The 23,353-nt window shown below is 72.6% G+C and carries 19 protein-coding genes; 8 read left to right on the forward strand and 11 right to left on the reverse strand.

The window, feature by feature from the left end:
- Nucleotides 1–10: 10 nt before the first annotated feature.
- The 5 genes from ilvN to BCD49_RS12180 all read left to right on the forward strand — a co-directional run bounded on the left by ilvN (nucleotide 11) and on the right by BCD49_RS12180 (nucleotide 6,918).
- Nucleotides 11–538 (forward strand): acetolactate synthase small subunit, encoded by a 528-nt coding sequence (ilvN, locus tag BCD49_RS12160; protein WP_007516336.1) that lies wholly within the window; start codon nucleotides 11–13, stop codon nucleotides 536–538.
- A 49-nt stretch (nucleotides 539–587) separates the two neighbouring features.
- Entirely contained in the window at nucleotides 588–1,679 is a 1,092-nt protein-coding gene (gene ilvC / locus BCD49_RS12165; protein WP_269799872.1) for a ketol-acid reductoisomerase, read from the forward strand.
- 242 nt (nucleotides 1,680–1,921) lie between these two features.
- Nucleotides 1,922–3,514, forward strand: a complete 1,593-nt coding sequence (gene serA, locus BCD49_RS12170; protein ID WP_007516334.1) for a phosphoglycerate dehydrogenase — start codon at nucleotides 1,922–1,924, stop codon at nucleotides 3,512–3,514.
- A 334-nt stretch (nucleotides 3,515–3,848) separates the two neighbouring features.
- Complete coding sequence (locus BCD49_RS12175) at nucleotides 3,849–4,673, forward strand: septum formation family protein (protein ID WP_232794348.1); 825 nt, start codon at nucleotides 3,849–3,851, stop codon at nucleotides 4,671–4,673.
- A gap of 307 nt (nucleotides 4,674–4,980) precedes the next feature.
- Nucleotides 4,981–6,918 (forward strand): penicillin-binding transpeptidase domain-containing protein, encoded by a 1,938-nt coding sequence (locus BCD49_RS12180; RefSeq protein WP_007516332.1) that lies wholly within the window; start codon nucleotides 4,981–4,983, stop codon nucleotides 6,916–6,918.
- A gap of 2 nt (nucleotides 6,919–6,920) precedes the next feature.
- Here BCD49_RS12180 and BCD49_RS12185 read toward each other — a convergent pair whose 3' ends face one another.
- The 5 genes from BCD49_RS12185 to gatC all read right to left on the reverse strand — a co-directional run bounded on the left by BCD49_RS12185 (nucleotide 6,921) and on the right by gatC (nucleotide 11,866).
- A complete protein-coding gene (locus BCD49_RS12185; protein WP_027141233.1) occupies nucleotides 6,921–7,781 on the reverse strand; it encodes a metallophosphoesterase family protein in 861 nt (286 codons plus the stop codon).
- Nucleotides 7,782–7,962: 181 nt separating this feature from the next.
- Complete coding sequence (gatB, locus tag BCD49_RS12190; protein ID WP_007516330.1) at nucleotides 7,963–9,480, reverse strand: Asp-tRNA(Asn)/Glu-tRNA(Gln) amidotransferase subunit GatB; 1,518 nt, start codon at nucleotides 9,478–9,480, stop codon at nucleotides 7,963–7,965.
- Nucleotides 9,477–9,797, reverse strand: a complete 321-nt coding sequence (locus tag BCD49_RS12195) for a hypothetical protein (protein ID WP_007516329.1) — start codon at nucleotides 9,795–9,797, stop codon at nucleotides 9,477–9,479. Before BCD49_RS12195 ends, gatB begins: the two co-directional genes overlap by 4 nt.
- Nucleotides 9,798–9,874: 77 nt before the next feature.
- The gene (gene gatA / locus BCD49_RS12200; protein ID WP_071041489.1) at nucleotides 9,875–11,374 is read right to left on the reverse strand and encodes an Asp-tRNA(Asn)/Glu-tRNA(Gln) amidotransferase subunit GatA; all 1,500 of its coding nucleotides are present in this window, start codon (nucleotides 11,372–11,374) and stop codon (nucleotides 9,875–9,877) included.
- Between the two features lie 195 nt (nucleotides 11,375–11,569).
- A complete protein-coding gene (gatC, locus tag BCD49_RS12205; protein ID WP_007516327.1) occupies nucleotides 11,570–11,866 on the reverse strand; it encodes an Asp-tRNA(Asn)/Glu-tRNA(Gln) amidotransferase subunit GatC in 297 nt (98 codons plus the stop codon).
- Between the two features lie 520 nt (nucleotides 11,867–12,386).
- On the opposite strand from gatC, the gene BCD49_RS12210 reads away from it, so the two are divergent.
- Nucleotides 12,387–13,085 carry an ACT domain-containing protein gene (locus tag BCD49_RS12210; RefSeq protein WP_007516326.1) on the forward strand — a complete coding sequence of 233 codons (699 nt, stop codon included), beginning with the start codon at nucleotides 12,387–12,389 and terminating at the stop codon, nucleotides 13,083–13,085.
- Nucleotides 13,086–13,090: 5 nt separating this feature from the next.
- Here BCD49_RS12210 and BCD49_RS12215 read toward each other — a convergent pair whose 3' ends face one another.
- Entirely contained in the window at nucleotides 13,091–14,365 is a 1,275-nt protein-coding gene (locus tag BCD49_RS12215; RefSeq protein WP_007516325.1) for a PucR family transcriptional regulator, read from the reverse strand.
- 95 nt (nucleotides 14,366–14,460) lie between these two features.
- On the opposite strand from BCD49_RS12215, the gene BCD49_RS12220 reads away from it, so the two are divergent.
- Both BCD49_RS12220 and BCD49_RS12225 read left to right on the forward strand, forming a co-directional pair.
- On the forward strand, nucleotides 14,461–16,038 hold the full coding sequence (locus tag BCD49_RS12220; protein WP_007516324.1) for a flavin-containing monooxygenase: 1,578 nt from the start codon (nucleotides 14,461–14,463) through the stop codon (nucleotides 16,036–16,038).
- A complete protein-coding gene (locus BCD49_RS12225; RefSeq protein ID WP_007516323.1) occupies nucleotides 16,035–16,901 on the forward strand; it encodes an SDR family NAD(P)-dependent oxidoreductase in 867 nt (288 codons plus the stop codon). Before BCD49_RS12220 ends, BCD49_RS12225 begins: the two co-directional genes overlap by 4 nt.
- Before the next feature lie 42 nt (nucleotides 16,902–16,943).
- Here BCD49_RS12225 and BCD49_RS12230 read toward each other — a convergent pair whose 3' ends face one another.
- From BCD49_RS12230 to mnmA, 5 genes are all read right to left on the reverse strand, one after another.
- Nucleotides 16,944–17,366, reverse strand: a complete 423-nt coding sequence (locus tag BCD49_RS12230) for a type II toxin-antitoxin system VapC family toxin (protein WP_007516322.1) — start codon at nucleotides 17,364–17,366, stop codon at nucleotides 16,944–16,946.
- Entirely contained in the window at nucleotides 17,363–17,602 is a 240-nt protein-coding gene (locus BCD49_RS12235; protein ID WP_051467398.1) for a hypothetical protein, read from the reverse strand. The genes BCD49_RS12230 and BCD49_RS12235 overlap by 4 nt, the downstream gene beginning before the upstream one ends.
- A gap of 372 nt (nucleotides 17,603–17,974) precedes the next feature.
- Nucleotides 17,975–20,248, reverse strand: coding sequence for an NAD-dependent DNA ligase LigA (gene ligA / locus BCD49_RS12240; protein WP_007516320.1), 2,274 nt, complete (start codon nucleotides 20,246–20,248; stop codon nucleotides 17,975–17,977).
- Nucleotides 20,245–21,519: a hypothetical protein gene (locus BCD49_RS12245; protein ID WP_007516319.1), complete on the reverse strand. Its 1,275-nt coding sequence runs from the start codon at nucleotides 21,517–21,519 to the stop codon at nucleotides 20,245–20,247. The genes ligA and BCD49_RS12245 overlap by 4 nt, the downstream gene beginning before the upstream one ends.
- Nucleotides 21,520–22,174: 655 nt before the next feature.
- A complete protein-coding gene (gene mnmA, locus BCD49_RS12250; RefSeq protein WP_007516317.1) occupies nucleotides 22,175–23,236 on the reverse strand; it encodes a tRNA 2-thiouridine(34) synthase MnmA in 1,062 nt (353 codons plus the stop codon).
- Between the last annotated feature and the right edge of the window lie 117 nt (nucleotides 23,237–23,353).

Raw genomic sequence — 23,353 nt, forward strand, 5'->3', positions numbered from 1 at the left:
CGCAGACGCCGTGACCAGCCACCACACGCTGTCCGTTCTCGTCGAGAACAAGCCCGGAGTCCTGGCCAGGGTGGCCAGTCTGTTCTCCCGGCGCGGTTTCAACATCGAGTCGCTGGCCGTCGGGCCGACCGAGCACAGCGACGTCTCCCGAATGACGATCGTCGTCGCCGTCGACGAGCTGCCGCTGGAGCAGGTCACCAAGCAGCTCAACAAGCTCGTCAACGTGCTGAAGATCGTCGAGATGGACCCCGACGTCTCGGTCCAGCGCGAGCTGCTGCTCGTCAAGGTGCGCGCCGACGCGTCCGCCCGCTCGCAGGTGCTCGAGCTCATCGGCCTGTTCCGGGCCAAGGTCGTCGACGTGGCCTCCGATGCCGTCACCATCGAGGCGACCGGCACCCATGACAAGCTGGACGCGCTGGTCCGGGTCCTGGAGCCGTTCGGGATCAAGGAGCTGGTCCAGTCCGGCATGGTCGCGCTCGGCCGCGGCTCCCGCTCGATCACCGACCGCAGCCTGCGCGCCCTGGAGAGAACCGCCTAGGCGACGCCTGGGCGGCGCCTCCCGACCCACCAGCCCTGGGTCTGCGATCATGCCGGTCGCCGGTCGTCCGGCTCTGGAAACGCCAATCCGCGCGCGTGCGCAGCACGTGCACCGGTACCACGAACACGCAACGAGGAGATCGCGCACGATGGTCGAGATCTACTACGACGACGACGCCAACCTGGAGGACCTCGCCGAGCGCAAGGTCGCGATCATCGGGTACGGCAGCCAGGGCCACGCGCACGCGCTGAACCTGCGGGACTCGGGCGTCGACGTCCGCGTCGGCCTGCCGGAGACCAGCAAGAGCCGCGCGAAGGCCGAGGAGGAGGGCCTGCGGGTCGTCACCCCGTTCGAGGCCGCCGCCGAGGCGGACATCATCATGATCCTCGCGCCCGACACGGCGCACCGCAAGATCTACGCCGAGTCGATCCTGCCCAACCTCAAGGCGGGCGACGCGCTGGCCTTCGGTCACGGCTTCAACATCCGCTACAACCTGATCACCCCGCCCGAGGGCGTCGACGTCTTCATGATCGCCCCCAAGGGCCCGGGCCACCTGGTCCGCCGGGTGTTCCAGGAGGGCAAGGGCGTCCCCTGCCTCGTCGCGGTCGAGACCGACGCGACCGGCAAGGCCCTGGCGACCGCGCTCGCCTACGCCAAGGGCATCGGCGGCACCCGCGCCGGCACGCTGCGCACCACCTTCACCGAGGAGACCGAGACCGACCTGTTCGGCGAGCAGGCGGTGCTCTGCGGCGGCGCGTCCGCACTGGTCCAGGCCGGGTTCGAGACCCTCGTCGAGGCCGGTTACCAGCCGGAGATCGCCTACTTCGAGTGCCTGCACGAGCTCAAGCTCATCGTCGACCTCATGTACGAGGGCGGCATCTCCCAGATGCGCTACTCGATCTCCGACACCGCCGAGTACGGCGACGTCACCCGCGGCCCGCGGGTGGTCACTCCGGCGGTCAAGGGTGAGATGCGCAAGATCCTCGACGAGATCCAGGACGGCACCTTCGCGCGCGAGTGGGTCGCCGAGGACGACGCGGGCCGCCCGAACTTCACCAAGCTCGTCGAGGACGGCAAGACCCACCAGATCGAGAAGGTCGGTTCCAAGCTCCGCTCGATGATGTCCTGGATCTCCAGGTAGGAGCCTTCCGACCAGGTCGCTCGGGTCGCGGCGCCGCCAGCTCCGGGCGGCGGTGACCCGAGGTGCCGGTCGCATTCACGGCCCGTTTGGTGACGGTTGACCAACCGTCACCAAACGGGCCGTGTTTATGAGACGAGCGTCACACTGATCGCCCGGTAGGCTCTGGCGGCCGGGGATGCGTGCCCATGTCGCCCGGGGCGGTGGCCGAGCCGCATCTCTGTGCTCTCGATGAGGAGATCCCAGTGCCCGTCGTACTCGTTGCCGAGGAGCTTTCGCCGGCCGGGCTGGAGGTACTGTCCGGGGACTTCGAGGTCCGCCACGTGGACGGCGCCGACCGGTCGGTGCTGCTGCCCGCGCTCGCCGACGTGGACGCGGTGATCATCCGGTCTGCGACGAAGATCGACGCCGAGGCGCTGGCCGCCGCGCCCAGGCTCAAGGTCGTCGCCCGCGCGGGCATCGGCCTGGACAACGTCGACATCCCCTCGGCGACGACCCGGGGCGTCATGGTCGTCAACGCGCCGCTGTCGAACATCGTCAGCGCCGCCGAGCACGCGATCGCGCTGCTGCTCGCCGTCGCCCGCCGGGTGCCAGCGGCCGACAAGTCCCTGCAGAACGGCGAGTGGAAGCGCTCGAAGTACACCGGTGTCGAGTTGACCGAGAAGGTCGCCGGCGTCGTCGGCCTCGGCCGGATCGGGCAGCTGGTCGCGCAGCGGCTGGCGGCGTTCGGCATGCAGCTGGTCGCGTACGACCCCTACCTCGCGCCGGCCAGAGCCGCGCAGATGGGTGTTCGCCTCGTCGACCTCGACGAGCTGCTGCGGATCAGCGACGTGATCACGATTCACCTGCCGAAGACCCCGGAGACCCTCGGGCTCATCGGCGCGGACGAGCTGACGAGGACCAAGCGGGGCGTGATCGTCATCAACGCGGCCCGGGGCGGCCTGGTCGACGAGCGGGCGCTCGCCGAGGCGGTGCGCTCGAAACAGGTCGGCGGCGTCGGCGTCGACGTCTTCCTCAAGGAGCCGACCACCGCCTCGCCGCTGTTCGGCCTGGAGAACGTCGTCGTCACCCCGCACCTGGGGGCGTCGACAAACGAGGCACAGGAGAAGGCGGGCCTCGCGGTCGCCCGCTCGGTGCGCCTGGCGCTGCAGGGCGAGTTCGTGCCGGACGCGGTCAACGTCCAGGCCGGTGGCGTGGTCGCCGAGGAGGTCCGGCCCGGCCTGTCGCTGGCGGAGAAGCTCGGCCAGGTGTTCACCGGCATCGCCGGCGGCCTGCCGTCGAACCTGACCGTCGAGGTCCGCGGCGAGATCACCGAGTTCGACGTCTCCGTGCTGCAGCTGGCCGCCCTCAAGGGGGTGTTCGCCGACGTCGTCGAGGAGCAGGTCACCTACGTGAACGCTCCGCTGCTCGCCAAGGAGCGCCATGTCGAGGTCGCGCTCGAGACCCACCGCGAGAGTCCCGACTACCGCAACCTGGTGACGCTGCGCGGCGCGCTGCCCGACGGCACCGTGGTCTCGGTCGCGGGGACGCTGGTCGGCACCCGGCAGGTCGAGAAGATCACCGCGATCGACGGGTTCGAGGTGGACCTGCGGCCGGAGGCCCACCTGGCGTTCTTCCGGTACGAGGACCGGCCGGGCATCGTCGGCGCCATCGGCGAGCTGCTGGGCGACGCGAGTATCAACATCGCGAACGCACAGGTCAGCCGCGTGGAGGCGGGTGGGCAGGCACTGATGTCGCTGTCCCTGGACGACGCCGTCCCCGCCGACATCCTGCAGGAGATCGCGAGGATCATCGGCGCGCCCTACGCTCGCGCCGTCAGCGTCACCGTCGGCCGCTAGCACCGCCCGCCGCTTCCCCGCCGCTCCCCCGCCGGGTCGCTGCCGCTCGCGCTCGCAGATCCGAGAACGACCTGGACGGGCGCGAAACCGGTGGGGAAGACGTTGGGGGGCCGTTGGCACCGACGACAGTTCCGTCTCGCGCCGTGGGTGAATATGGCCCGCGCCGGAACGGCACTACACGTGGTCACTCTATTACCGGGCGTCGATTCCCGAGGCCGATCAGCCCATCGCGCGCGCGCCGGCAGCCGGCGACCATGGGGCATTCGTTGTGGTCTGTACAGTCGTTGAGGGAAAGACCATCGTGATGGGCCGGCGCGGGTTTACCGTTGCTCCCATGGCGTCGCCGGAGCGGGAGCCCGCGGAGCACCGGGATCCCTTCGAGAACCTGCATCTGGATGATGGTTTCGTCCGGGCTGCCCGGTTCATCGAGCCGTCCGCGGCCGAGCGCGGCCGGTCGGTCGACCGCCGGGATCCAGGGCGTTGCCAGGTCGTACCGGCCAACCGCCGGCTGCCGGCTGGCATGCACCGGATGGTCTGGGCGCCGCGGCCGGGTTTCCGTCGCCGCAGGGCCGCCCGCGTCGTCGCCTTCCTCGCCGTGCTCGCCGGAGTGATCAGCATCGTCGTCGCGCTGCGGCACAGCAACCGGGCGGCCACGACGGCCGGCGCGGCCTCGGGTAGCACGGTCATGAACCCCACCGCCTCCGCGCCGTTGGCGCCGCACACCGCCGGTGGAGTGCTCGTCCCGCCGGCGCTCCTGTCGTCGCTGCGCGTGGGCGACTGCGTGAACTGGGACCCGGCAAGCGCCGCGGGGGCCGAGAGCGCCAAGGTCGTGCGCTGTGGCCAGCCGCATCGGGTCGAAGTCATCAAACTGGTCGACCTGAGTGGGAACCTGCCCGGCGTATGGCCAGGTGAGAGYAATCTTGACAGCCTGGTGCAGTCCAGCTGTGGCGACGCGTTCAACAACTACGTGAGCCACGTGTCACCGGGGCGCTCCCCGGTCTCCGGGCACGCGCAGCCGGGCGCCTCCCCGGTCTCCGGCGCGCTGGAGCCCAATGCCGCCGCCTGGGACAAGGGCGTGAAGACGCTCGCCTGCACCGCGCAGCTCCCCGGGCTGACGTCACTGATCGACCAGCTCGGCGCCGTCGCCACACCGGCCTGACGCCCACCGGCCACGCGTCCGGTCTCGCCGGCCACACTCCTGGTCCCGCCGGCCACCGGTCCGGCTCCCCCCGGGTACCTCGACCTACCCGGCGATCATCACCTTAAGTAATCAACTTCGCGCATCCCACGCCCCTGCTGCGGCGCCTACCACCCGAGCCGAGCACAACGAGCGGAGGATGGCTACGCAGCGTAAGGTACGGCGGTCGGAACCCCGGTGAAGACACCCGGGGAATTGTCCTAGACACGGACCGTCGTGAGGATCGGGGGGTGGCGCCGTGCCACTGACTCCAGGCGGTTTCACGGCCATGCCAGGCCGTCGGCGCCGCGGGTCGCGCCGCGGGGCCGCTCTCGCGGCGGCCCTGGTCGTCCTGCTCGGCGCCGGGGCCGGCGGCGGCTACCTCTGGAAGGTCCAGCGGGACCATGCGGCGGCCGACCGGGCCGTCCGGGCGACCGCCCTGGCCTATCTCGCGGCCTGGCGCTCGATCGACGACGCCACTCCCCCGTCCGTGACGCCGGCCGTGGGAGGCGGCGGCGTGCCGATCTCGCCAACCCCACCCGCCGGGCCGACCACCTCGGTGGCGCCCGCCGCGCTCGTCCTGCCCGCCGCGGCCGCCCCCGGAACGGCCCTGCCCAGCGACGCCGCCACGCGTGGCCGCCAGGGCACCGGTGCCGGTGCTGGTGGGGGTGCCGGCGGGGGTGCTGGTGGGGGTGGCGGCGGGGGTGCCGGCGCTGGTGCAGGCGCGGGTGCGGGTGCGGGCCAGGCCGGGATCACCGCAGTGACCGTCCCGGGCGACGTCGACGTTCCCACGCTCATCGCGGCGATGGCCGACATGCGCGACCGGCTGCGGCTGACCGACGCGGCGTTCGCCCTCGGCGACGCCCACCGCGACGCCACCACCGCGACCGTCCCGTACACGGCGACCCTTCACCTCGCGGGTGAGCCCGCGCCCTGGCCGTACTCCGGCAAGCTGACGCTGACGAAGGCCACCGACGGGTGGAAGGTGCGGGCACTGCTCGGTTCCGTACACCCCCAGCTCGCGCCGGGCCTGCACTTCGACCGCACCGGGTCGACGGCGCGGCGCGGCGAGCTCCTCGACCGCGCCGGCCAGCCGCTGGCGACGGATCCGGAACTCGCGGGCAACCTGATCGGCCAGGTGTCCCCGCCAAGCGGCCTGCAGCGGGCCTACGACAACCGGCTCGCGGCGAGCGGCGGCCAGGTCGTGCTGCGCGACGCGCGGGGCGCCGTCGTGGCGACGCCGTACAGCTGGACGATGGCCGCCGGCGAGAAGATCCGCACCACCGTCGACCTCGGGGTGCAGCGGGCGGCGGAACAGGCGCTGGCGACCTCGCGGTGGCCGGCGGGCGCGCTGGTGGCGATCGACGTCCGCACCGGCGGCGTCCTGGCCCTGGCGAACCATCCCCTCAACGGCTACGGACGGGCGCTGCGCGGCACCTACCCGCCCGGCTCCACCTTCAAGATCGTGACAGCGACCGCGGCACTGATGAGCGGCCGCGATCGGAACACCATGCTGGACTGCTCCGCGACGGCCTCCGCCGGAGGGCGCAGCTTCTCCAACGCCGAGAACGAGAAGTTCGGGCCGCTGACGCTGCGCGACGCGTTCGCGCGCAGCTGCAACACCGCCTTCATCAATCTGGCCGGCTCGCTGCCGCCGGACGCGCTGGCCCGGGCCGCCCGCCTGTACGGCTTCGACGGAAACCCGCCGCTGCCGATCGCGAGCGTCGGCGGTCTCTTCCCGACGCCGAAGGACGTTGTGGAGACGGCGTCCGCGTCGATCGGCCAGGGCCGGGTGGCTGCCTCCCCGCTGCAGATGGCGAGCGTCGCCGCCGCCGTGGCCAGCGGCGCCTGGCGCGCGCCGTTCGTGGTCGGCGGCCCCACCCGGACGAACCAGCTACCGCCGAAGATCCTCCCGGACCTGCGCGCGTTCATGCGGGCGGTGGTCACCGACGGGACCGCGGCGGGCGTGCCGTTCCCCGGTGAGGTCTTCGGCAAGACCGGCACCGCCGAGTACATCGACGGCAACCCGCCGCCGACGCACGCCTGGTTCGTCGGCTACCGCGGCCCGGTCGCCTTCGCGGTCCTCATCGAGAACGGCGGCTTCGGCGCCGAGTCCGCCGCTCCCGTCGCCGCCGCCTTCCTCAACGCCCTCGACGGCAACCTGCCCGCCCCGTCCACCACCGCGAGCTCCGCGCCCGCCGGCGCGCCCGCCGACACCCCCGGCTGAGATCAGGGCGCGGCGGGTTCGGCGGGCAGGATCCGGCGTAGCGGGGGGCGCTGGTAGTGGGCGGGGCGGCGGGTCCACTCGCGGGGGTAGCCGAGGGAGACCTCCTCGAAGCGGACGCCGTCGTACACCGTGGTGCGGGGGATGTGCAGGTGGCCGTAGACGACCGCGGCGGCGCGGAAGCGCAGGTGCCAGTCGGCGGTCAGCTCGGTGCCGCACCACTGGGCGAACTCGGGGTAGCGCAGCACCCTGGTCGGCTCCCGGACCAGCGGGAAGTGGTTGACCAGCACGGTCGGCGGGCCGTCCGCCGGGAGCTCGGCCAGCCGCTTCTCGGTCTGCGCGACCCGGGTCCGGCACCAGTCGTCCAGGGTCGGGAACGGGTCGGGGTGCAGCAGGAACTCGTCGGAGCAGACCACGCCGGTGGAGTGGGCGTAGGCGAGCGCCTCGGCCTTCGTCGACGTGCCCGCGGGGCGGAACGTGTAGTCGTAGAGCAGGAACATCGGCGCGATGACCACCGGCCCGCCGGGACCGTCCCAGACCGGGTACGGGTCCTCGGGGGTGAGCACGCCCAGCTCGCGGCAGATGTCGACGAGGTGCCAGTAGCGGGCGACCCCGCGCAGCTGGACCGGGTCGCGCTTGGGCGTCCACAGCTCGTGGTTGCCGGGCACCCAGACCACCCGGGCGAACCTGCTCGCGAGCAGCGCGAGCGCCCAGCGGATCTCGTCCACGAAGTCCGCGACGTCACCGACCACGAGCAGCCAGTCGTCGTCCCCGGTCGGACGCATCGCCTCGACGACGGCCCGGTTGTCCGGGTATCGGACATGGAGATCGCTGGTGGCGTACAGCGTCCCGGTCGAGGCGGCCATCGGGCTCCATGCTCCCATACCGGACGCCCTCAGCGGCAGCGCGGCGACCCCGCGGTCCGGCGGACCGTGGCGGCTCAGCGAGCCCATAGGCTCGCCCATCCAACGCGGTCCCACGGCGGTAGTGGGAAGTGTGGTGGATGGGAGCGTCCATGGACGCGCCCATCCACCACGATGTCGTCGGTCAGGCGGCGCCGAGGCGTTCCAGGAGGAGGGAACGGATGGTGGCGGCGTCGGCCTGGCCCTTCATCGCCTTCATGACGGCGCCGACGAGCGGGCCGACGGCGTTGAGCTTGCCGGCGCGGACCTTGTCGGCGATGTCGGGAGCGGTCGCGATCGCCGTGTCGACGGCGGCGGACAGCGCCGAGTCGTCCGTGACGACCGCGAGGCCGCGGGCGGCGACGACCTGGTCCGGGTCGCCCTCGCCGGCGAGCACCCCGTCGATCACCTTGCGGGCGAGCGCGTCGGTGAGGCTTCCCTCGGCGATCAGCTCGATGACGCGAGCCACCTGCACCGGCTGGATCGCGAGCTCGGCCGGGGTGACGCCGGAGTCGGCCGCGCGCCGGGCCAGCTCGTTGAGCCACCACTTGCGGGCGGCCGGGGCCGACGCGCCGGCGGCGATCGTCTGCTCGACGAGGTCGAGCGCGCCGGCGTTGCGCAGGTCCACCAGGTCGCGCTCGGAGAAGCCATGCTCGGCGATGAGCCGCGCGCGCCGCTGCGAAGGCATCTCCGGCAGCGAGGCGCGGACCGCCTCGACGTACTCCCGGGACAGGGCCACCGGGGCCAGGTCGGGCTCGGGGAAGTACCGGTAGTCGGTCGCCTCCTCCTTCGACCGGCCCGACGACGTGCGCCCGGAGGCCTCGTCGAAGTGGCGGGTCTCCTGGATGATCCGCTCCCCGGCGTCGAGCCGTCCGGCCTGCCGGACGATCTCGGAGCGGATGGCACGCTCGACGGAACGCAGCGAGTTGAGGTTCTTCGTCTCGCTGCGGGTCCCGAACGGCTTCTCCGCCTCGCCCGGGCCGACCCGAAGGCGCAGCGACACGTTCGCGTCGCAGCGCAGCGAGCCCTGCTCCATCCGGACGTCGGACACGGCGAGCGCGCGACACAGCTCGCGCAGCTCCTCGACGTAGGCGCGGGCCACCTCGGGCGAGCGCACGTCCGGTTCCGTGACGATCTCGACGAGCGGGATGCCCGCCCGGTTGTAGTCGACCAGCGAGTGGGTCGCCCCGTGGATGCGCCCGGTCGCGCCGCCGACGTGCAGCGACTTGCCGGTGTCCTCCTCCATATGCACCCGGGTGATGCCGACCCGGTGCAACTCGCCGTCGACCTCGACCGCCAGCCACCCGTTCACGCACAACGGCTCGTCATACTGGCTGGTCTGAAAGTTCTTCGGCATGTCCGGGTAGAAGTAGTTCTTCCGGGCGAAACGGGACCAGCCGGCGATCTGGCAGTTCAGCGCCAGCCCGATCATCACGGCGAACCGGACCGCCGCCTCGTTGATCACCGGTAGGGCCCCGGGCAGGCCGAGGCAGACCGGGCAGACCTGACTGTTCGGCGGCGCGCCGAAGCCGGTCGCGCAGCCGCAGAACATCTTCGACGCGGTGCCGAGCTCGACGTGCGTCTCCAGGCCGATCACCGGCTCGTAGCGGGCGAACGCGTCCTCGTAGGACGGGGTGGCAATGACGGCGGCCGGGGTACTCACCTGGACTCCTCGACGTCTGATGTGTCGGTCTTGACCGCGGTGGCGGCGTCGGCCGGCTGGCCGGGCGCCTCGTCCTCGCTCTCGCCAGGGCCCGGACCCGGCGTGCCGCCGGAGCCGGCGTCCGGCCCCGGGCGCCCCGGGCGGGTGTCGCGGAAATGGACGCGGGTGAGGTAGATCGCGGCCAGCAGCCCGACCGTTCCCCACACCAGCAGGATCGGGCTCCTGGAGAGCCCACCGAGAACGAGCACGATGACGGTGAGGACCCACACCGCGATCAGCAGCGTCCGGTCCTGYCGCGTGCTGCGCAGCTTGACCATGGCGGTTGTCCTTCCGTGTGGTACGGCGTTTCAGCGGTACGGCGCGATCGCGATCCGGCTGCTGGACGCCGCGCCGGCTAGAGAGCGGGGGCGGCGTCCAGGAAGCGGTGGCCACGGCGGGCGTCGAGGGCGGTTTCCAGCGCGCCGCCGACCTGGTACAGGCGGTCGTCGGCGAAGGCCGGAGCCATGATCTGGAAACMGACCGGCAGGCCCTCGGACAGGCCGGCCGRCACGCTCATCGCCGGCACGCCCGCGAGGTTCRCCGGGATCGTGCACAGGTCGTTGAGGTACATCGCGATCGGGTCGTCGACCTTGGCCCCGATCGGGAACGCGACCGTGGGCGTGGTCGGCGACACCAGGACGTCGACCTGCTCGAACGCCGCGGCGAAGTCGCGGCTGATCAGCGTCCGCACCTTCTGCGCCTGGCCGTAGTAGGCGTCGTAGTAGCCGCTCGACAGGGCGTAGGTACCGAGGATGATGCGGCGCTTGACCTCGGGGCCGAAGCCGGCCGCGCGGGTGCGGCTCATGACCTCCTCGGCGCCGGCCACCCCGTCGTCGCCGACCCGCAGGCCGTAGCGCATCGCGTCGAACCGGGCCAGGTTGGACGAGCACTCGCTGGGCGCGATCAGGTAGTAGGCCGCCAGCGCGTAGTCGAAGTGCGGGCAGCTCACCTCGATGATCTCGGCGCCGAGCTGGGCGAGCAGCGCGACCGCCTCGTCGAAGCGGGCCTGCACCCCCGGCTCGTAGCCCTCGCCGGACAGCTCGCGCACGACGCCGATCCGCATGCCGAGCACCTCGCGGCGGGCCGCGGCCTCGACGATCTGGGGCACCGGCCCGTCGACGCTGGTGGAGTCCATCGGGTCGTGCCCCGCGATCGCGGCGTGCAGCAGCGCGGCGTCGGTGACGGTGCGGGCGAGCGGGCCGGCCTGGTCGAGCGAGCTGGAGAACGCCACCAGGCCGTAGCGGCTCACCCCGCCGTAGGTCGGCTTCACGCCGACGAGGCCGCAGACGGCGGCCGGCTGGCGGATGGAGCCACCGGTGTCGGTGCCGATCGCCAGCGGCGCCTCGAACGCGGCGACGGCGGCCGACGAACCGCCGGAGCTGCCGCCGGGGATGCGGCTGAGGTCCCAGGGGTTGCGGCTCGGCCCGTAGGCGGAGTTCTCGGTGGACGAGCCCATCGCGAACTCGTCCATGTTCGCCTTGCCGAGGATCACGACGTCGGCGGCGCGCAGCCGGGCCGTCACGGTCGCGTCGTACGGCGGGTGCCAGCCCTCGAGGATCCTGCTGCCGCAGGTCGTCGGCATTCCTCTGGCGGTGAGCACGTCCTTGAGCGCGAGCGGGACGCCCGCGAGCGGGCCGAGCCGCTCGCCGGCGGCGCGGCGGGTGTCGACGCCGGCCGCGGCGGTGAGCGCGCCCTCGGCGTCGACGTGCAGGAAGGCGTGGACGGCGTCGTCGACCTTGGCGACCCGGTCGAGCGCCGCCTGGGTGGCCTCGACGGCGGAGAGCTCGCCGGCCGCGATCGCGGCCGCGGTCTCGGCGGCGGTGAGCCGGACGACGTCGGTAGGTACGTCGGTCATGGCTGCTGTCGGTCCCTCACATGTCTATGAGCCAGAGGGGGTGCGAAAACGATCTTCCTTCGCGCTCCCGGAGGCTGCTGTCTCTGAAGTCTGGCGGCATCGGATGCGCGGCCCGCCGCGGGGCCCGCCTGGTGGCTCGTGACCCCTCGCGACCGCTCCCGCCCGGCGACCGACGCCGGGAGCGGTGAAGCGGGCTCACTCGTCCGGGTCGAGGATGCGGGGCACCCGGAAACGGCCGTCTTCGCTCGCCGGGGCGGCAGCCAGCGCCTCGTCGGCCGGGAGCGACGGCCGGGTCACGTCGGCCCTGAAGACGTTGGTCAGCGGCACCGCGTGGCTGGTCGGTGGGATGTCCGCCGCCGCGACCTCGGCAACCCGGGCGACGGCGGACAGGATCTGGTCGAGCTGAGGGGCGAGCGCGTCGAGCTCGGCGTCGGACAGCGACATCCGCGACAGGCGGGCGAGGTGCGCGACCTCGTCCCGGGTGATGGCCATGGCGGTAGGCCCCCTCATCGGCGGCGGGCGCGAGCCCACCGATCGTCAGCTACGGCGGGCGCGGTGCCCACCGATTTTCTTCACCGGCCGCGGTCGCCAGGGCCCTGTCACGGTCGTCCGCGACCGTCCGCACGGCGGCCACGGGCCGCTCGGGCAGCCGCTACGGCGTGACCAGGCGGGCCTGGGCGACCAGCCGGGCCTGGCCGCGCCGGGGCGTCCTGGGCGCGACGGCGCCGGACGCGATCCGCGACGACCGGCGACGCCACGGCGTATCTGCGTGTCGGTGTGATGTCATCGTACGGGTCGGCGGGTGTCCTTCGCCGTGGCCCGCCCGCTGGCGGGGTGCCCGCCGGGCGGCCGCCGTCCTCACGGTTGGGGTGACCACCGTGACACCCCGGTCCGCCCGTCCGCTACGCACCGGCACCGCCCCGGACGGCCTGCGGCGGCCCGCGGCGCGAAACACAAGGGAAAGCCCCCCGATGTCACCGGACCGTCACGCCGGTCGGGAATGCTCGGCGTCATGTCGTACCTCCTCCGCCTGCTTCTGCCCGACCGACCCGGCGCGCTGGGGGCTGTCGCGACAGCGCTGGGACGGGTCGGGATCGACATCGTCAGCCTCGCGGTCGTCGAGCGGTCGACGGACGGCGCTGTGGACGACCTGCTGGTGCTGCTACCGCCGGGTGGCCTCGCGGACGGCGTGCTGACGGCGGCCCAGTCGGTACCGGGCGTCCGGGTGGAGTCGCTGCGCCCCTACCTCGCCAGCGGTGGCGGGGTCAGCGACGACCTGGACCTCGTGGACGCGCTCACCGACCGCCCCCGGGACGCCCCCGCCGTGCTCGCCGAGCTGGTCGCCGGCGTCTTCCATGCCGACTGGGCGATGCTGCTCGAGCAGGTCGCTCCGGGCGACGTGCGGATCAGGGAGTCCTCCGTCGGCGCTCCCGCGCTCGGCGTCGACGACTACGCCAGCCCGCCGCGCGCGACCCGGCCGGTGCCCTGGCTGCCGCTCGCCGAGGCCCGCGAGATCGACCCCGACGAGGGCGGCCTGCCGGCCCGCTGGGCCGAGCGTGGCATGGAGCTGGCCGCCGCCCCGGTCGGCTGCCCCGAGCTGGTCATCCTCGTCGGCCGTCCCGGCGGCCCGAAGTTCCGCTCCTCCGAGATAGCCCGCCTGGCCCACCTCGCCGGCATAACCGCGTCTCTGACCCGCCGCCCCGCCCTGTAGCGCGATCATTTCGTCACCGTCGCCCGGAGCCTGACGATCTCCAGCGCGGCCGCGACGTCCAGGAGGTTCTCCGCCAGGGGACGAGGCAGGAGCTGGTCGGCCCGGGCGAGGCGGCGCAGAACCGTGTTGCGGTGGGTGTAGAGGCGCTCGGCGGCGCGGGAGGCGTTGAACTGCTCACGCACATAGGTCGAGACCGTGTCGCGGATCTCGGCGTCGGCACTCGCGAGCGGGCCGAGGGCATCACCCACGAACTCGTCGGCGAGCGCGGGATCGACGGTCATGAGCGCGACGAGCTGGACGTCCTGGAACCGGGTGACCGGCTGGCGCGCGGTGATCCTGGCCAGCATCCGCTGGGTGGTCGCCGCGTCCAGGTGGCTGCGGCGGAATCCGTCGAGATCCCGGCCGCCACGGCCGATCGCGATCCTGACGCCGCTCAGGGTCCGCAGCCGGGACTCGAGCTGCGCGCTCGGAGGTATCTCGTCGACGGGGAGCCAGACCCACAGGGCGGCGACGCTCGCGACGACCGTCAGCCGTCGGGTCGCGCCGCCGGCACGCATGAGGGCCTCGGCCGCGGCCTCGAGGTCCGCGCTCACGCCGGAGCCCAGCGCCTGGCCGTCGCCCGGCGCGGTGGCCCAGACGATGGCGGCGGTCTGCGGCCCGGCGAGGCCGTAGCCAAGCTGGGTCTCGGCGTGTCGCCTGGCGAGCGGAGCGCCTTCGAGAAGGAGGGTCACGGTCGCCATCCGCTCCGCGTGGCTGCCACGGGTGAGCTCGTCACGTTCGGCCTCGACCTGCGCGGAGACGGCCTCGACGGTGTCGTCGACGAACGTGGAGATGGAGAGGGCCGAGATGTCGAGCAGGGCCTGGAGCTCCTCGCGGTCCGAGGTGAGCTCGAAGCAGATGTCCATCCAGAGGCGCCAGGCGGCGCTCTGGGAGGTGCGGTACGAGTCGAGCGCGCTGCGGTCCAGCCCGCGCCGCACCAGGTCCCTGGCCAGTTCCATCGCCTCCGGGCCGAGGTAGGGCGGCACCCGCTCGGTGGGCCGCTGGACGTTCGAGGCCGCCCACTGCCGCAGATTGGCCGCGTTCGCCCGGGCGGTGGCCTCCGCGAGGGCGGGATCGGCGGCGACCGTCCGTCTCCCCAGGCCACCGAGCGACGCCGCGTTGAGCTGGGCGAGCGCTTCCGGCGCCGGCGACAGCACCGTCTCGGCGCCTCGGCGCATCAGCTCACGCACGCGATCGGAGGGCACCGGCCACGACGGCTTCATGCGGGCAGTCTGCACCATAGAATGCCCAAAACCGAGGCAGATCGCGCTGGCCTTCCAGGCTCCCGCCGACGCACGGTGGCCAATGTCGCAGTCGTGTCCTGAGCGGAGCCACCATGCAGAGCCCAGCCGAGCCAGCCGAGATGGAGAGCCTCGACGTCCTGATCATCGGAGCGGGCGTGTCGGGCATCGGCGCCGGTCGCTACCTGCGGACCGAGCACCCCGCCAAGAGCTTCGCGATCCTGGAGGCCCGCGCGTCCCTGGGGGGAACGTGGGACCTCTTCCGCTATCCCGGCATCCGCTCCGACTCGGACCTGCACACCTTCGGCTACGAGTTCAAGCCGTGGCTGGACAAGGAGTCGATCGCCGACGCGCCGCGCATCCTCGACTACCTGCGCGAGGCGGCGGACGAGAACGGTCTCGGGCCGCGCATCCGGTACAACCACCGCGTCGTGCGGGCCACCTGGTCCTCGCCGACGGCTCGCTGGACGGTGGAGGCCGAGCGCCGCCTGACTCAGGACGGGCCGGCCGAGCGCGTGTCGTTCCGTGCCCGCTGGATCTTCGCCGCCACCGGGTACTACCGGTACGACGAGGGCTACACCCCGGTCTTCGAGGGCCGGGACCGATTCGCGGGCGAGATCGTCCACCCGCAGACCTGGCCCGACGACCTCGACTACGCGGGCAGGCGCGTCGTCGTGATCGGGAGCGGGGCCACGGCGGTCACGCTGGTGCCGGCACTGCTCCGGAGCGAGGGCGCGGGCGCTGGCGCGGCCGCGCACGTGACGCTCCTGCAGCGCACGCCCACGTACATCCTGCCCGTGCCCCGCGTGGACCGGACCGCGATCCGTCTTCGCAAGGTCTTCGGAGAAAGGCGCGGCCACGCCCTCACCCGGCGCAAGAACATCGCCCGTCAACGCCTGATCTGGGTTTTCTGCCAGAGATACCCGGCCATCGCGCGGCGCGTGATCCGGTACCTCAACCGCAGGGCGCTGCCACCTGGCTTCGATCTCGACACGCATTTCAACCCGCCGTACAACCCCTGGGACCAGCGCGTGTGCGTGGCGCCCAACCGCGATCTCTACCGCGCGCTCGCGGCCGGGAAGGCCTCGATGGTGACCGACCAGATCGCGTCGTTCACCGAGACGGGCATTCTCCTGCGGTCGGGCGAGGAACTGCCCGCGGACATCATCGTGACCGCGACGGGTCTCAACATCCAGGTCCTTGGCGGCGCCCAGCTGGAGGTCGACGGAAAGCCGATCTCGTTCCGAGAGACGGTCGTATACCGGGGGCTGATGCTCAGCGGCGTCCCGAATCTCGCGCTCGCCGTCGGATACACGAACTCGTCGTGGACCCTGAAGATCAGTCTGCTGTGCGAGTACTTCTGCCGGCTGCTCTCCCACATGGACGAGCACGGCTTCGACACCGCCTGCGCCGTGGCGGACCCCGAGATGGCCACCCGCCCGCTGCTGGACTTCGGTGCTGGCTACGTGCAGCGCGCGCTCGGCAGCCTGCCGCGCCAGGGACCGCGTGCTCCCTGGGTGATGTCCAGCAACTACCACGACGACAGGAAGCTGATCCGTCGCGGACCGATCGCCGACGAGCAGCTCCGGTTCACGCGCGCCGCCGAGGGCGGCGCGACCGGCAGCTCCGCGAACGACACGGCCACCGACCTTCGCCAGGAAGCCGGCACATGACCCCCGCATCCACCACATCCACCGCATCCCCGCTCCGCGGCAAGGTCTCCGTCGTCACCGGCGCCGGCTCTGGAATCGGCCGGTCCCTGGCACTCGCGATCGCGCGGCGGGGTGGTCGGCTCTCGGTCTGCGACGTCAACGCGGACGGGCTCGCGGAAACCGTCGAGGCGGTTCGGGCGCTCGGGGCCGAAATCCACTCGCTCCCCGTCGACGTGGCCGACCGCGCGGCGGTGATCGGGTACGCCAAGGAGGTCCGCGCCCATTTCGGGGTCGTCCACCAGCTGTACAACAACGCCGGAATCGCCAGCGGCGGCGGGTTCCTCGAGACCGACTACGAGCTGTTCGACAGGGTGCTCGCCGTCAACCTCTCCGGGGTCGTCTCCTGCACCAAGGAGTTCCTTCCGCACCTCATCGAGTCAGGCGACGGTCACCTCGTCAACGTCTCCAGTCTGAACGGGTTCCTGGCACAGCAGTTCCTCGGCGCCTACTGCACGTCCAAGTTCGCGGTCCGCGGCTTCACCGAGTCGGTCCGCGCCGAGATGCTGAGCCTCGGCCACCCCGTGCGGGTCACCGTCGTGCACCCCGGCGGTGTCGCCACCAACATCGCGCGTTCGGCGGCCGCGCCGGCGTCGTTCACCGCCGACGAGCTCGACCTCTTCCGCGCCCGGCAGCTCGTCTACGAGCGGAAGCTGCTCAAGATGCCGCCAGACAAGGCGGCGGAAATCATCATCCACGGCGTCGAGCGCGGCAGGAAACGCATCCTGGTCGGTTCCGACGCGCGCACCCTGGACCGCGTCGTCCGGCTCCTGCCGACCGCCTACCTCAACCTGCTCGTCCGCGCCGAGCGCATCCTCGCCCGCTGAGCCGCCCGCCCGCATGGCGCCCGGCTCATACCTGGCTACCAGTTAGAGGCTGTTCGGTTTCGGACCGACACCGACCACGTCCACGATCCCCTCGGTCCCCTTGAAGTCGTCCGGGTTGGCTGTATAGAGGGGGAGCTGATTGCTCACGGCGGTTGCGGCAATCATCAGATCGACGGCACGTTTGCGTGGCTCGCGCCCTGCCGCACGGACCGCGGCACAGAGCTGGCCGTAGATCCTGGCCGCGCTCTGGTCGTACGGAAGCGGGTCGAAGGTGGCTTCCACGTGCTGCAACAGTCCAACCCGTCCAGCCCGCCTCATCGGATCTTCTGTCGCGTGCGGGCCGAACGAAAGTTCTCCGAGCGTTATCGCCGTAATCAGGATCCTGTCGGGAAGCTCCGCGGCGTCATAGCGCGAGAGCGCGGCGATGACGTTCGTGTCCACGACCGCGGCCTCGTGGACCGTCACAGCCCGGTCCCCTCGAACGGATCGCGCCCGCTCTGATCAAGAGCCTCCTCCAGGTCGGCGCGTAGCTCGACCGGGTCGACGACCGGGGCTGTCGCGAAGATCGCGAGGACCTCCTCCTTGGGAACCGCGCGTCGGCGGCGAACCGGAATGATCTCCGCCAGCGGTTCGCCGTTCAGCGTCAGCGTGTAGGCGCTTCCCTGTCGCAGCCCACGGGTGACGGCCCCGGAATCGGCCACGAACTGGCGAACACTGATGACTTTGGTTCGCTCATCGAGAGGCGCCATCTCCCAAGGGTAGCCCGCACGTACTACGCCGTACCACGGTCGAGCGCGGGCTATCGCCGCGCGGCAAACCTCACCGTCTCCGACGAGACCTCTCAGCGGCACGCCCCGCACCCCATGCCGCGACACACCCGCCCCTACCCGATCAGACACTGTCTACTCAGACAGTACCAGTGCGAGCGACCGAAGATCGGCGCATCTCCGCCCGTTGGCGTGATCGCCGGTTGCGCCCTCTGGCGGTCGTGGAACGCCGGCAGTTACGACCACCCAAGGGCCCAAAACACGATCATGATCACGACGGAACGAGGCCGACCTTGCGAGAGGCAGCTACTCCGCGGCCACGGGGGTCTCCGCGACCTCAAGAGCCTTCTCGGCGTCGAGGGCTTCGGCGCCGGCTGGGGCCTCGCCGATGGTGGCGAGGGCCTGGGCGGCTTCGGGGCCGCTCTCGAGGAGGGCGGCGAAGCCGGGGCCGTCGAGGATGGGGACCTTCAGCGAGAGGGCCTTGTCGTACTTGGTGCCCGCGTTCTCGCCGGCGATGACGAAGCTGGTCTTCTTGCTGACCGAACCGCTCACCTTGCCGCCGAGGTTCTGGACCGCCTCGGTCGCGGAGTCACGGGTCCAGCCCTCCAGACTGCCGGTGATGACGACCGTGACGCCGGCGAGCGGGCGCGGCCCATCGTCGGCGCCGTCGTCCGCGACGGTGACGCCCCCGGCGCGCAGCCGCTCCAGCAGGTCGACATGCCCCGGGTCGGCGAACCAGTCGACGGCGGCGGCGGCGATAGTCGGGCCCACGCCGTCGACGACGGCCAGCTCCTCGAGCGAGGCCGCCCGGATCGCGTCGACCGAGCGCAGCTCCCTGGCGAGCGCCTGGGCGGCGGCCGGGCCGACGTGCCGGATCGACAGGCCGACCAGCAGCCGCCACAGCGGGCGGTGCCGGGCCGCCTCGATCCCCTTGAGGATCTGCTCGACCTTCTTGCCGGGCACGGGCTGGCGCAGCGCCGTCTTGCCGTCCGGGCCCTTCACCGGCTTCCCGTCCGGGCCGCGGACCGTCTCCAGCCGCTCGAACAGCGGCAGGCCGGCGAACGACGCCTCGGTCAGGTGGAACACGTCGGCGATGTCCTTGATCCGCCCGGCCTCGATCAGGTCGATCGCGCTCTCCCCGCCGAGGCCGTCGATGTCGAGGGCGCCGCGGGAGGCGAGGTGGATGATCGCCTCCCGGCGCTGGGCGGGGCAGGCGACCGTGTTCGGGCAGCGGGTGTCGGCCTCGCCCTCGGGGCGGACCAGCTCGGTGCCGCACTCGGGGCAGTGCGTCGGGAAGACGAACTCGCGCTCGGTGCCGTCCCGCAGGTCGACGACCGGGCCGAGGACCTCGGGGATGACGTCACCCGCCTTGCGAAGAATGATCATGTCGCCGATGAGGACGCCTTTGGCCTTCACCTGGTCGGCGTTGTGCAGGGTGGCAAGGCCGACGGTGGAGCCGGCGACCACGACGGGCTCCAGGACGGCGAACGGGGTGACCCGGCCGGTGCGACCGACGTTGACCTCGATCGACTTCAGCCGGGTCGTCACCTCCTCCGGCGGGTACTTGTAGGCGATCGCCCAGCGCGGCGCCTTCGACGTGGCCCCGAGCCGGCCCTGGAGCGTGAAGTCGTCGACCTTGACGACGACGCCGTCGATCTCGTGCTCGACGTCGTGGCGGTGCTCGCCCCACTCGCGGATGTACCCGAGCACCTCGTCGATCGAGCCGAGGACGCGGTAGCGCGGCGAGACGGGCAGCCCCAGCTGGGCGAACGCCTCGTAGGCCGCCGACTGCGAGGGCACGTCGAAGCCGCGGTGGGCGCCGATGCCGTGCACGTACATCGCCAGCCCGCGCGTCGCCGTGACCTGCGGGTCCTTCTGCCGCAGCGAGCCGGCGGCGGTGTTGCGCGGATTGGCGTACAGCTCCTTGCCCGCGGCGGCGCGCGACGCGTTCAGCGCCTCGAAGGCCGCGACGGGAAAGAACACCTCGCCGCGGACCTCGAGCAGCGCCGGCACCTTCGACCCGCGCAGCCGGGCCGGCACGCTCGCGAGCGTGCGGATGTTGGCGGTGATGTCCTCCCCCACCCGCCCGTCGCCGCGGGTCGCGGCGCGCACCAGCACGCCGTCCTCGTAGACGAGGTCGACGGCCAGCCCGTCGATCTTCAACTCGCACAGCCAGGCGTCGACCGGCGCCTCCCGGGTGGCCCTCGTCGCCCAGGCCTGGAACTCGTCCTCGTCGAACGCGTTGTCGAGCGACAACAGCCGCTCCAGGTGCGTCACCGGCTCGAACAGGTCCGACGGGGTCTCGGTGACCTTCTGGGTCGGCGAGTCCGGCGTGCGCAGCGCGGGGTGGCGCTCCTCGAGGGCGACGAGCTCGCGGTAGAGCGTGTCGTACTGCGCGTCCGGAACGGTCGGCTGGGCGAGCACGTAGTACTGGTAGGCGTACTCGTCGAGCAGCCGGGTCAGCTCCGCGGCCCGCGCCCTGGCCTCGGCCGGGATCTCGGCCGCGCCCCCCCGGACCCCGCCGGCGGCGACCTCGTCCTCCTCGGCGCCGGTCGGCGCCGCCGCCTCGGCCGCGCTCATTCCGGCGACTCCACCAGCACCCGGGCCGCGGCCCGGCAGTGCCGCATTGCCAGGCGGGCATATCGCTCACTCGCGCCGGCGAGTCCACAGGTGGGAGTCACGGCGACCACCTCCGCGAGCAGTTCGGGACGGAATCCGAGCCGGCGCCACAGCGCCCGGACCGGGTCAACCGTACGACCCGGGTCCGACAGTTCCGGTCCGCCCCGGTCCGCCCCGCCGCCGTCTCCCTCCCAGCCGTCGCCGCCATCGACCTCGGTGTCCTCCCCGCCGCCAAGCAGCCCGAGCCGCCCGGCGGCGCCGCGCGCCGTGTTAGGCGCGGACGCCCTGGCCCCCGCGGCGGCCGCGACCACCGCCCGCCGGCGCAGTTCGCTGCCGGCCGTCGCGTCCGCGGCGACCCCGGCCGACGGGGATGGCGGTGGCGACGCGCCCGGCTGGTCGGTCGACGGGACGACCCCCATCAGGAGGCGCATCCCGGCCTCCACCGCCTCGCCGATGACCTCGTCCGCCTTCTGGGGGAGCAGCGTGGCGTCCAGGCTGACGAACTGGGCGCCCGCGCTGCGCAGCAGCTTCAGCGGCACGTCCGGCGCGCAGCAGTGCACGCCGGCCCCGACCACCCCGTCCACCCCGCGCGCGGCCGCCAGCACCAGGGCGATCCGTTCGGCGGCGGGGCCCTCCTCGACGGCGCGCACCACGGAGAACCCGCTCGGCGTGCGGACCCTGCCGGCGATCACGGCCGGTAGCGTCGGCTCGTCGAGCTGCACGAGCAGCCGGGCGCCCGGCACCCGCCGGGCGATGGTGGTGAGCATCTCCGCGAGCCCGGCGGCGAGCGACTCGGCCAGGTCGCGGGTCGCGCCCGGGTCCGACAGCGCCTTGTGCCCGCGGGTCAGCTCGACGCCGGCCGCGAGCGTCCACGGCCCGGCGACGGCGATCTTGAGCGGGCCGGCGTACCCCTGCGCCGCCTCCTCGAGCGCGTCCAGGTCGTGCTCGACCAGGCCGCGCGCCCGGCGGTGGTCCATGCCTATCCGGGGCACCAGCCGCCAGCCGGACGGCTGAAGGTCCACCGGCAGGTCCAGCGCGATCACGGCCGCCCGGCCCAGCATGTCCCCGCCGGGACCACGACCCGGCAGCTCGACCAGATGCGGCAGGTCCGGCAGCTCGTCGAACACCAGTTTCGCGGCCGCCAGCGGATCGATTCCCGGCAGCGACCCGACCCCCGTCGCCGCCCCCGCGGGCCACAGCGCCGTCTCGGCCGTCCCGCCATCAGTCGTCATGAGATCCACGCTATGTCTACGGTTCGCTCCGTGCGGGCACGGCGCTCCGTCTCTGGTTCGCTCCGTGCGGGCACCGCGCTCCGGCCCCTCACTCGCTTCGCTCCCAAGGGACCTCCGCGCGGTGTCCTCCTCCGCGAACGTGCGCTCCGGCGACCTCCGCTGCGGCACCCCTACGTCGCTTCGCTCGTAGGGATGCCTCCGCGGAGGCGCGCCTCCGCGCCGCACGGTCACCTTTCGCTTGACCGCGTGAGAGAGCAGGTCAGGCCTGGTCTGGTGGGCCACTTCGCTGCGCTCGTGGGGTGGCCTTCGTGCCTGATCGGTGGCTCACACAGGATCTAGCTCCGGATCGACCCGGTCTTGGACTCGTGTCGTTTAAACGGGTAGCAAACCAAGCTGGCACTGAGGCCACCCCACGAGCGAAGCGACGTGGCTCCATCGGGACTTGCTGTGGTTTCGCAACGTTCAAGCGGGTCGCAACCGAGCTGGCGCGGAGGCGCGCCTCCGCGGAGGCCCGGCCACCGAGCGAAGCGAAGGTGGTTGGGCCGCAGCGGAGGTCGCCGGAGCGCACGTGAGCGGAGGAGGACACGGCGCGGAGGTCCCGTGGGAGCGAAGCGAGTACGGGGCCGGAGCGCCGTGCCCGCACGGAGCGAACCAGTTATGCAGTGCGCAGGATGTGGCCGCCGCCTAGGACTCGGTCGCCGTCGTAGAGGACTACGGCCTGGCCGGCGGCGGTGCCGCGGACCGGCTCGCGCAGGTGGACGGCCAGCTCGCCGTCGCGGGCGGTGACGGTGGCTGGCACGGCGTCACCGTGCGCGCGCACCTGGGCGGCGCAGTCGACCTCGACGCCGTCCTCATGCGGCCAGACGGCGGCGTCGGCGGCGAGCCGCCAGACGTCGAGAGCCTCGGCCGGGCCGACGGTCACCGCCCGGGTCACCGGGGAGATGCCGAGCACGTAGCGGGGGCGGCCGTCGGGCGCCGGGCGGCCGAGGCGCAGGCCGCGGCGCTGGCCGACGGTGAACGCGAACGCGCCGTCATGCTCACCGAGCGTCTCGCCGGTCGCGGCGTCCACGATCGGGCCGGGCTGGGAGCCGAGCCGGTCCCGCAGCCAGGCGCCGGTGTCGCCGGACGGGACGAAGCAGATGTCATGGCTGTCCGGCTTGTCCGCGACGCCGAGCCCGCGGGCGGCGGCCTCGGCCCGCACCAGCTCCTTGGTGGTGTCCCCCAGCGGGAACATCGCCCGGCGCAGCTGCTCGGGGCGCAGCGTGCCGAGCACGTAGGACTGGTCCTTGGCCGGGTCGACCGAGCGGCGCAGCACGCCGTCGGCGGACAGCTGGGCGTGGTGACCGGTCACGACGGCGTCGAAGCCGAGCGCGAGCGCGCGGCGCAGGACGGCGGAGAACTTGATCCGCTCGTTGCACCGCACGCACGGGTTCGGGGTGGCACCCGCGGCGTAGGCCGCGACGAAGTCCTCGATGACGTCGGTCTCGAACCGGTCGGCGAGGTCCCACACGTAGAACGGGATGCCGAGCACGTCGGCGGCGCGGCGCGCGTCGTGGGCGTCCTCGACCGTGCAGCAGCCGCGGGCGCCGGTGCGCTGCGCGTCCGGGGAGCGCGACAGCGCCAGGTGGACCCCGGTGACGTCATGGCCGGCGTCGACGGCGCGGGCGGCGGCGACCGCCGAGTCGACCCCGCCCGACATCGCGGCGAGCACCCGCATCACGCCACCTCCCCGGTGTCTCCCTGAATCGGCCGTGCCGATCCGCGTCCGGCCGCGTCCGTCGATCGCGTCGCCTTCCAGCATGCCTGAGCAGGCAACCGGTTTGCGAACCCGCGA

This window comes from Pseudofrankia sp. EUN1h (assembly GCF_001854645.1).
GTDB lineage: Bacteria > Actinomycetota > Actinomycetes > Frankiales > Frankiaceae > Pseudofrankia > Pseudofrankia saprophytica.

What these genes read in the sequence shown, in the direction of transcription:
- ilvC (WP_269799872.1), top strand. Translation starts at nt 588, where the DNA reads ATGCCGGTCGCCGGTCGTCCGGCTCTGGAAACGCCAATCCGCGCGCGT.
- BCD49_RS12180 (WP_007516332.1), top strand. Translation starts at nt 4,981, where the DNA reads ATGCCAGGCCGTCGGCGCCGCGGGTCGCGCCGCGGGGCCGCTCTCGCG.
- BCD49_RS12185 (WP_027141233.1), bottom strand. Translation starts at nt 7,781, where the DNA reads ATGGCCGCCTCGACCGGGACGCTGTACGCCACCAGCGATCTCCATGTC.
- gatC (WP_007516327.1), bottom strand. Translation starts at nt 11,866, where the DNA reads ATGGCCATCACCCGGGACGAGGTCGCGCACCTCGCCCGCCTGTCGCGG.
- BCD49_RS12210 (WP_007516326.1), top strand. Translation starts at nt 12,387, where the DNA reads ATGTCGTACCTCCTCCGCCTGCTTCTGCCCGACCGACCCGGCGCGCTG.
- BCD49_RS12215 (WP_007516325.1), bottom strand. Translation starts at nt 14,365, where the DNA reads ATGGTGCAGACTGCCCGCATGAAGCCGTCGTGGCCGGTGCCCTCCGAT.
- BCD49_RS12220 (WP_007516324.1), top strand. Translation starts at nt 14,461, where the DNA reads ATGCAGAGCCCAGCCGAGCCAGCCGAGATGGAGAGCCTCGACGTCCTG.
- BCD49_RS12225 (WP_007516323.1), top strand. Translation starts at nt 16,035, where the DNA reads ATGACCCCCGCATCCACCACATCCACCGCATCCCCGCTCCGCGGCAAG.
- ligA (WP_007516320.1), bottom strand. Translation starts at nt 20,248, where the DNA reads ATGAGCGCGGCCGAGGCGGCGGCGCCGACCGGCGCCGAGGAGGACGAG.
- BCD49_RS12245 (WP_007516319.1), bottom strand. Translation starts at nt 21,519, where the DNA reads ATGACGACTGATGGCGGGACGGCCGAGACGGCGCTGTGGCCCGCGGGG.
- mnmA (WP_007516317.1), bottom strand. Translation starts at nt 23,236, where the DNA reads ATGCGGGTGCTCGCCGCGATGTCGGGCGGGGTCGACTCGGCGGTCGCC.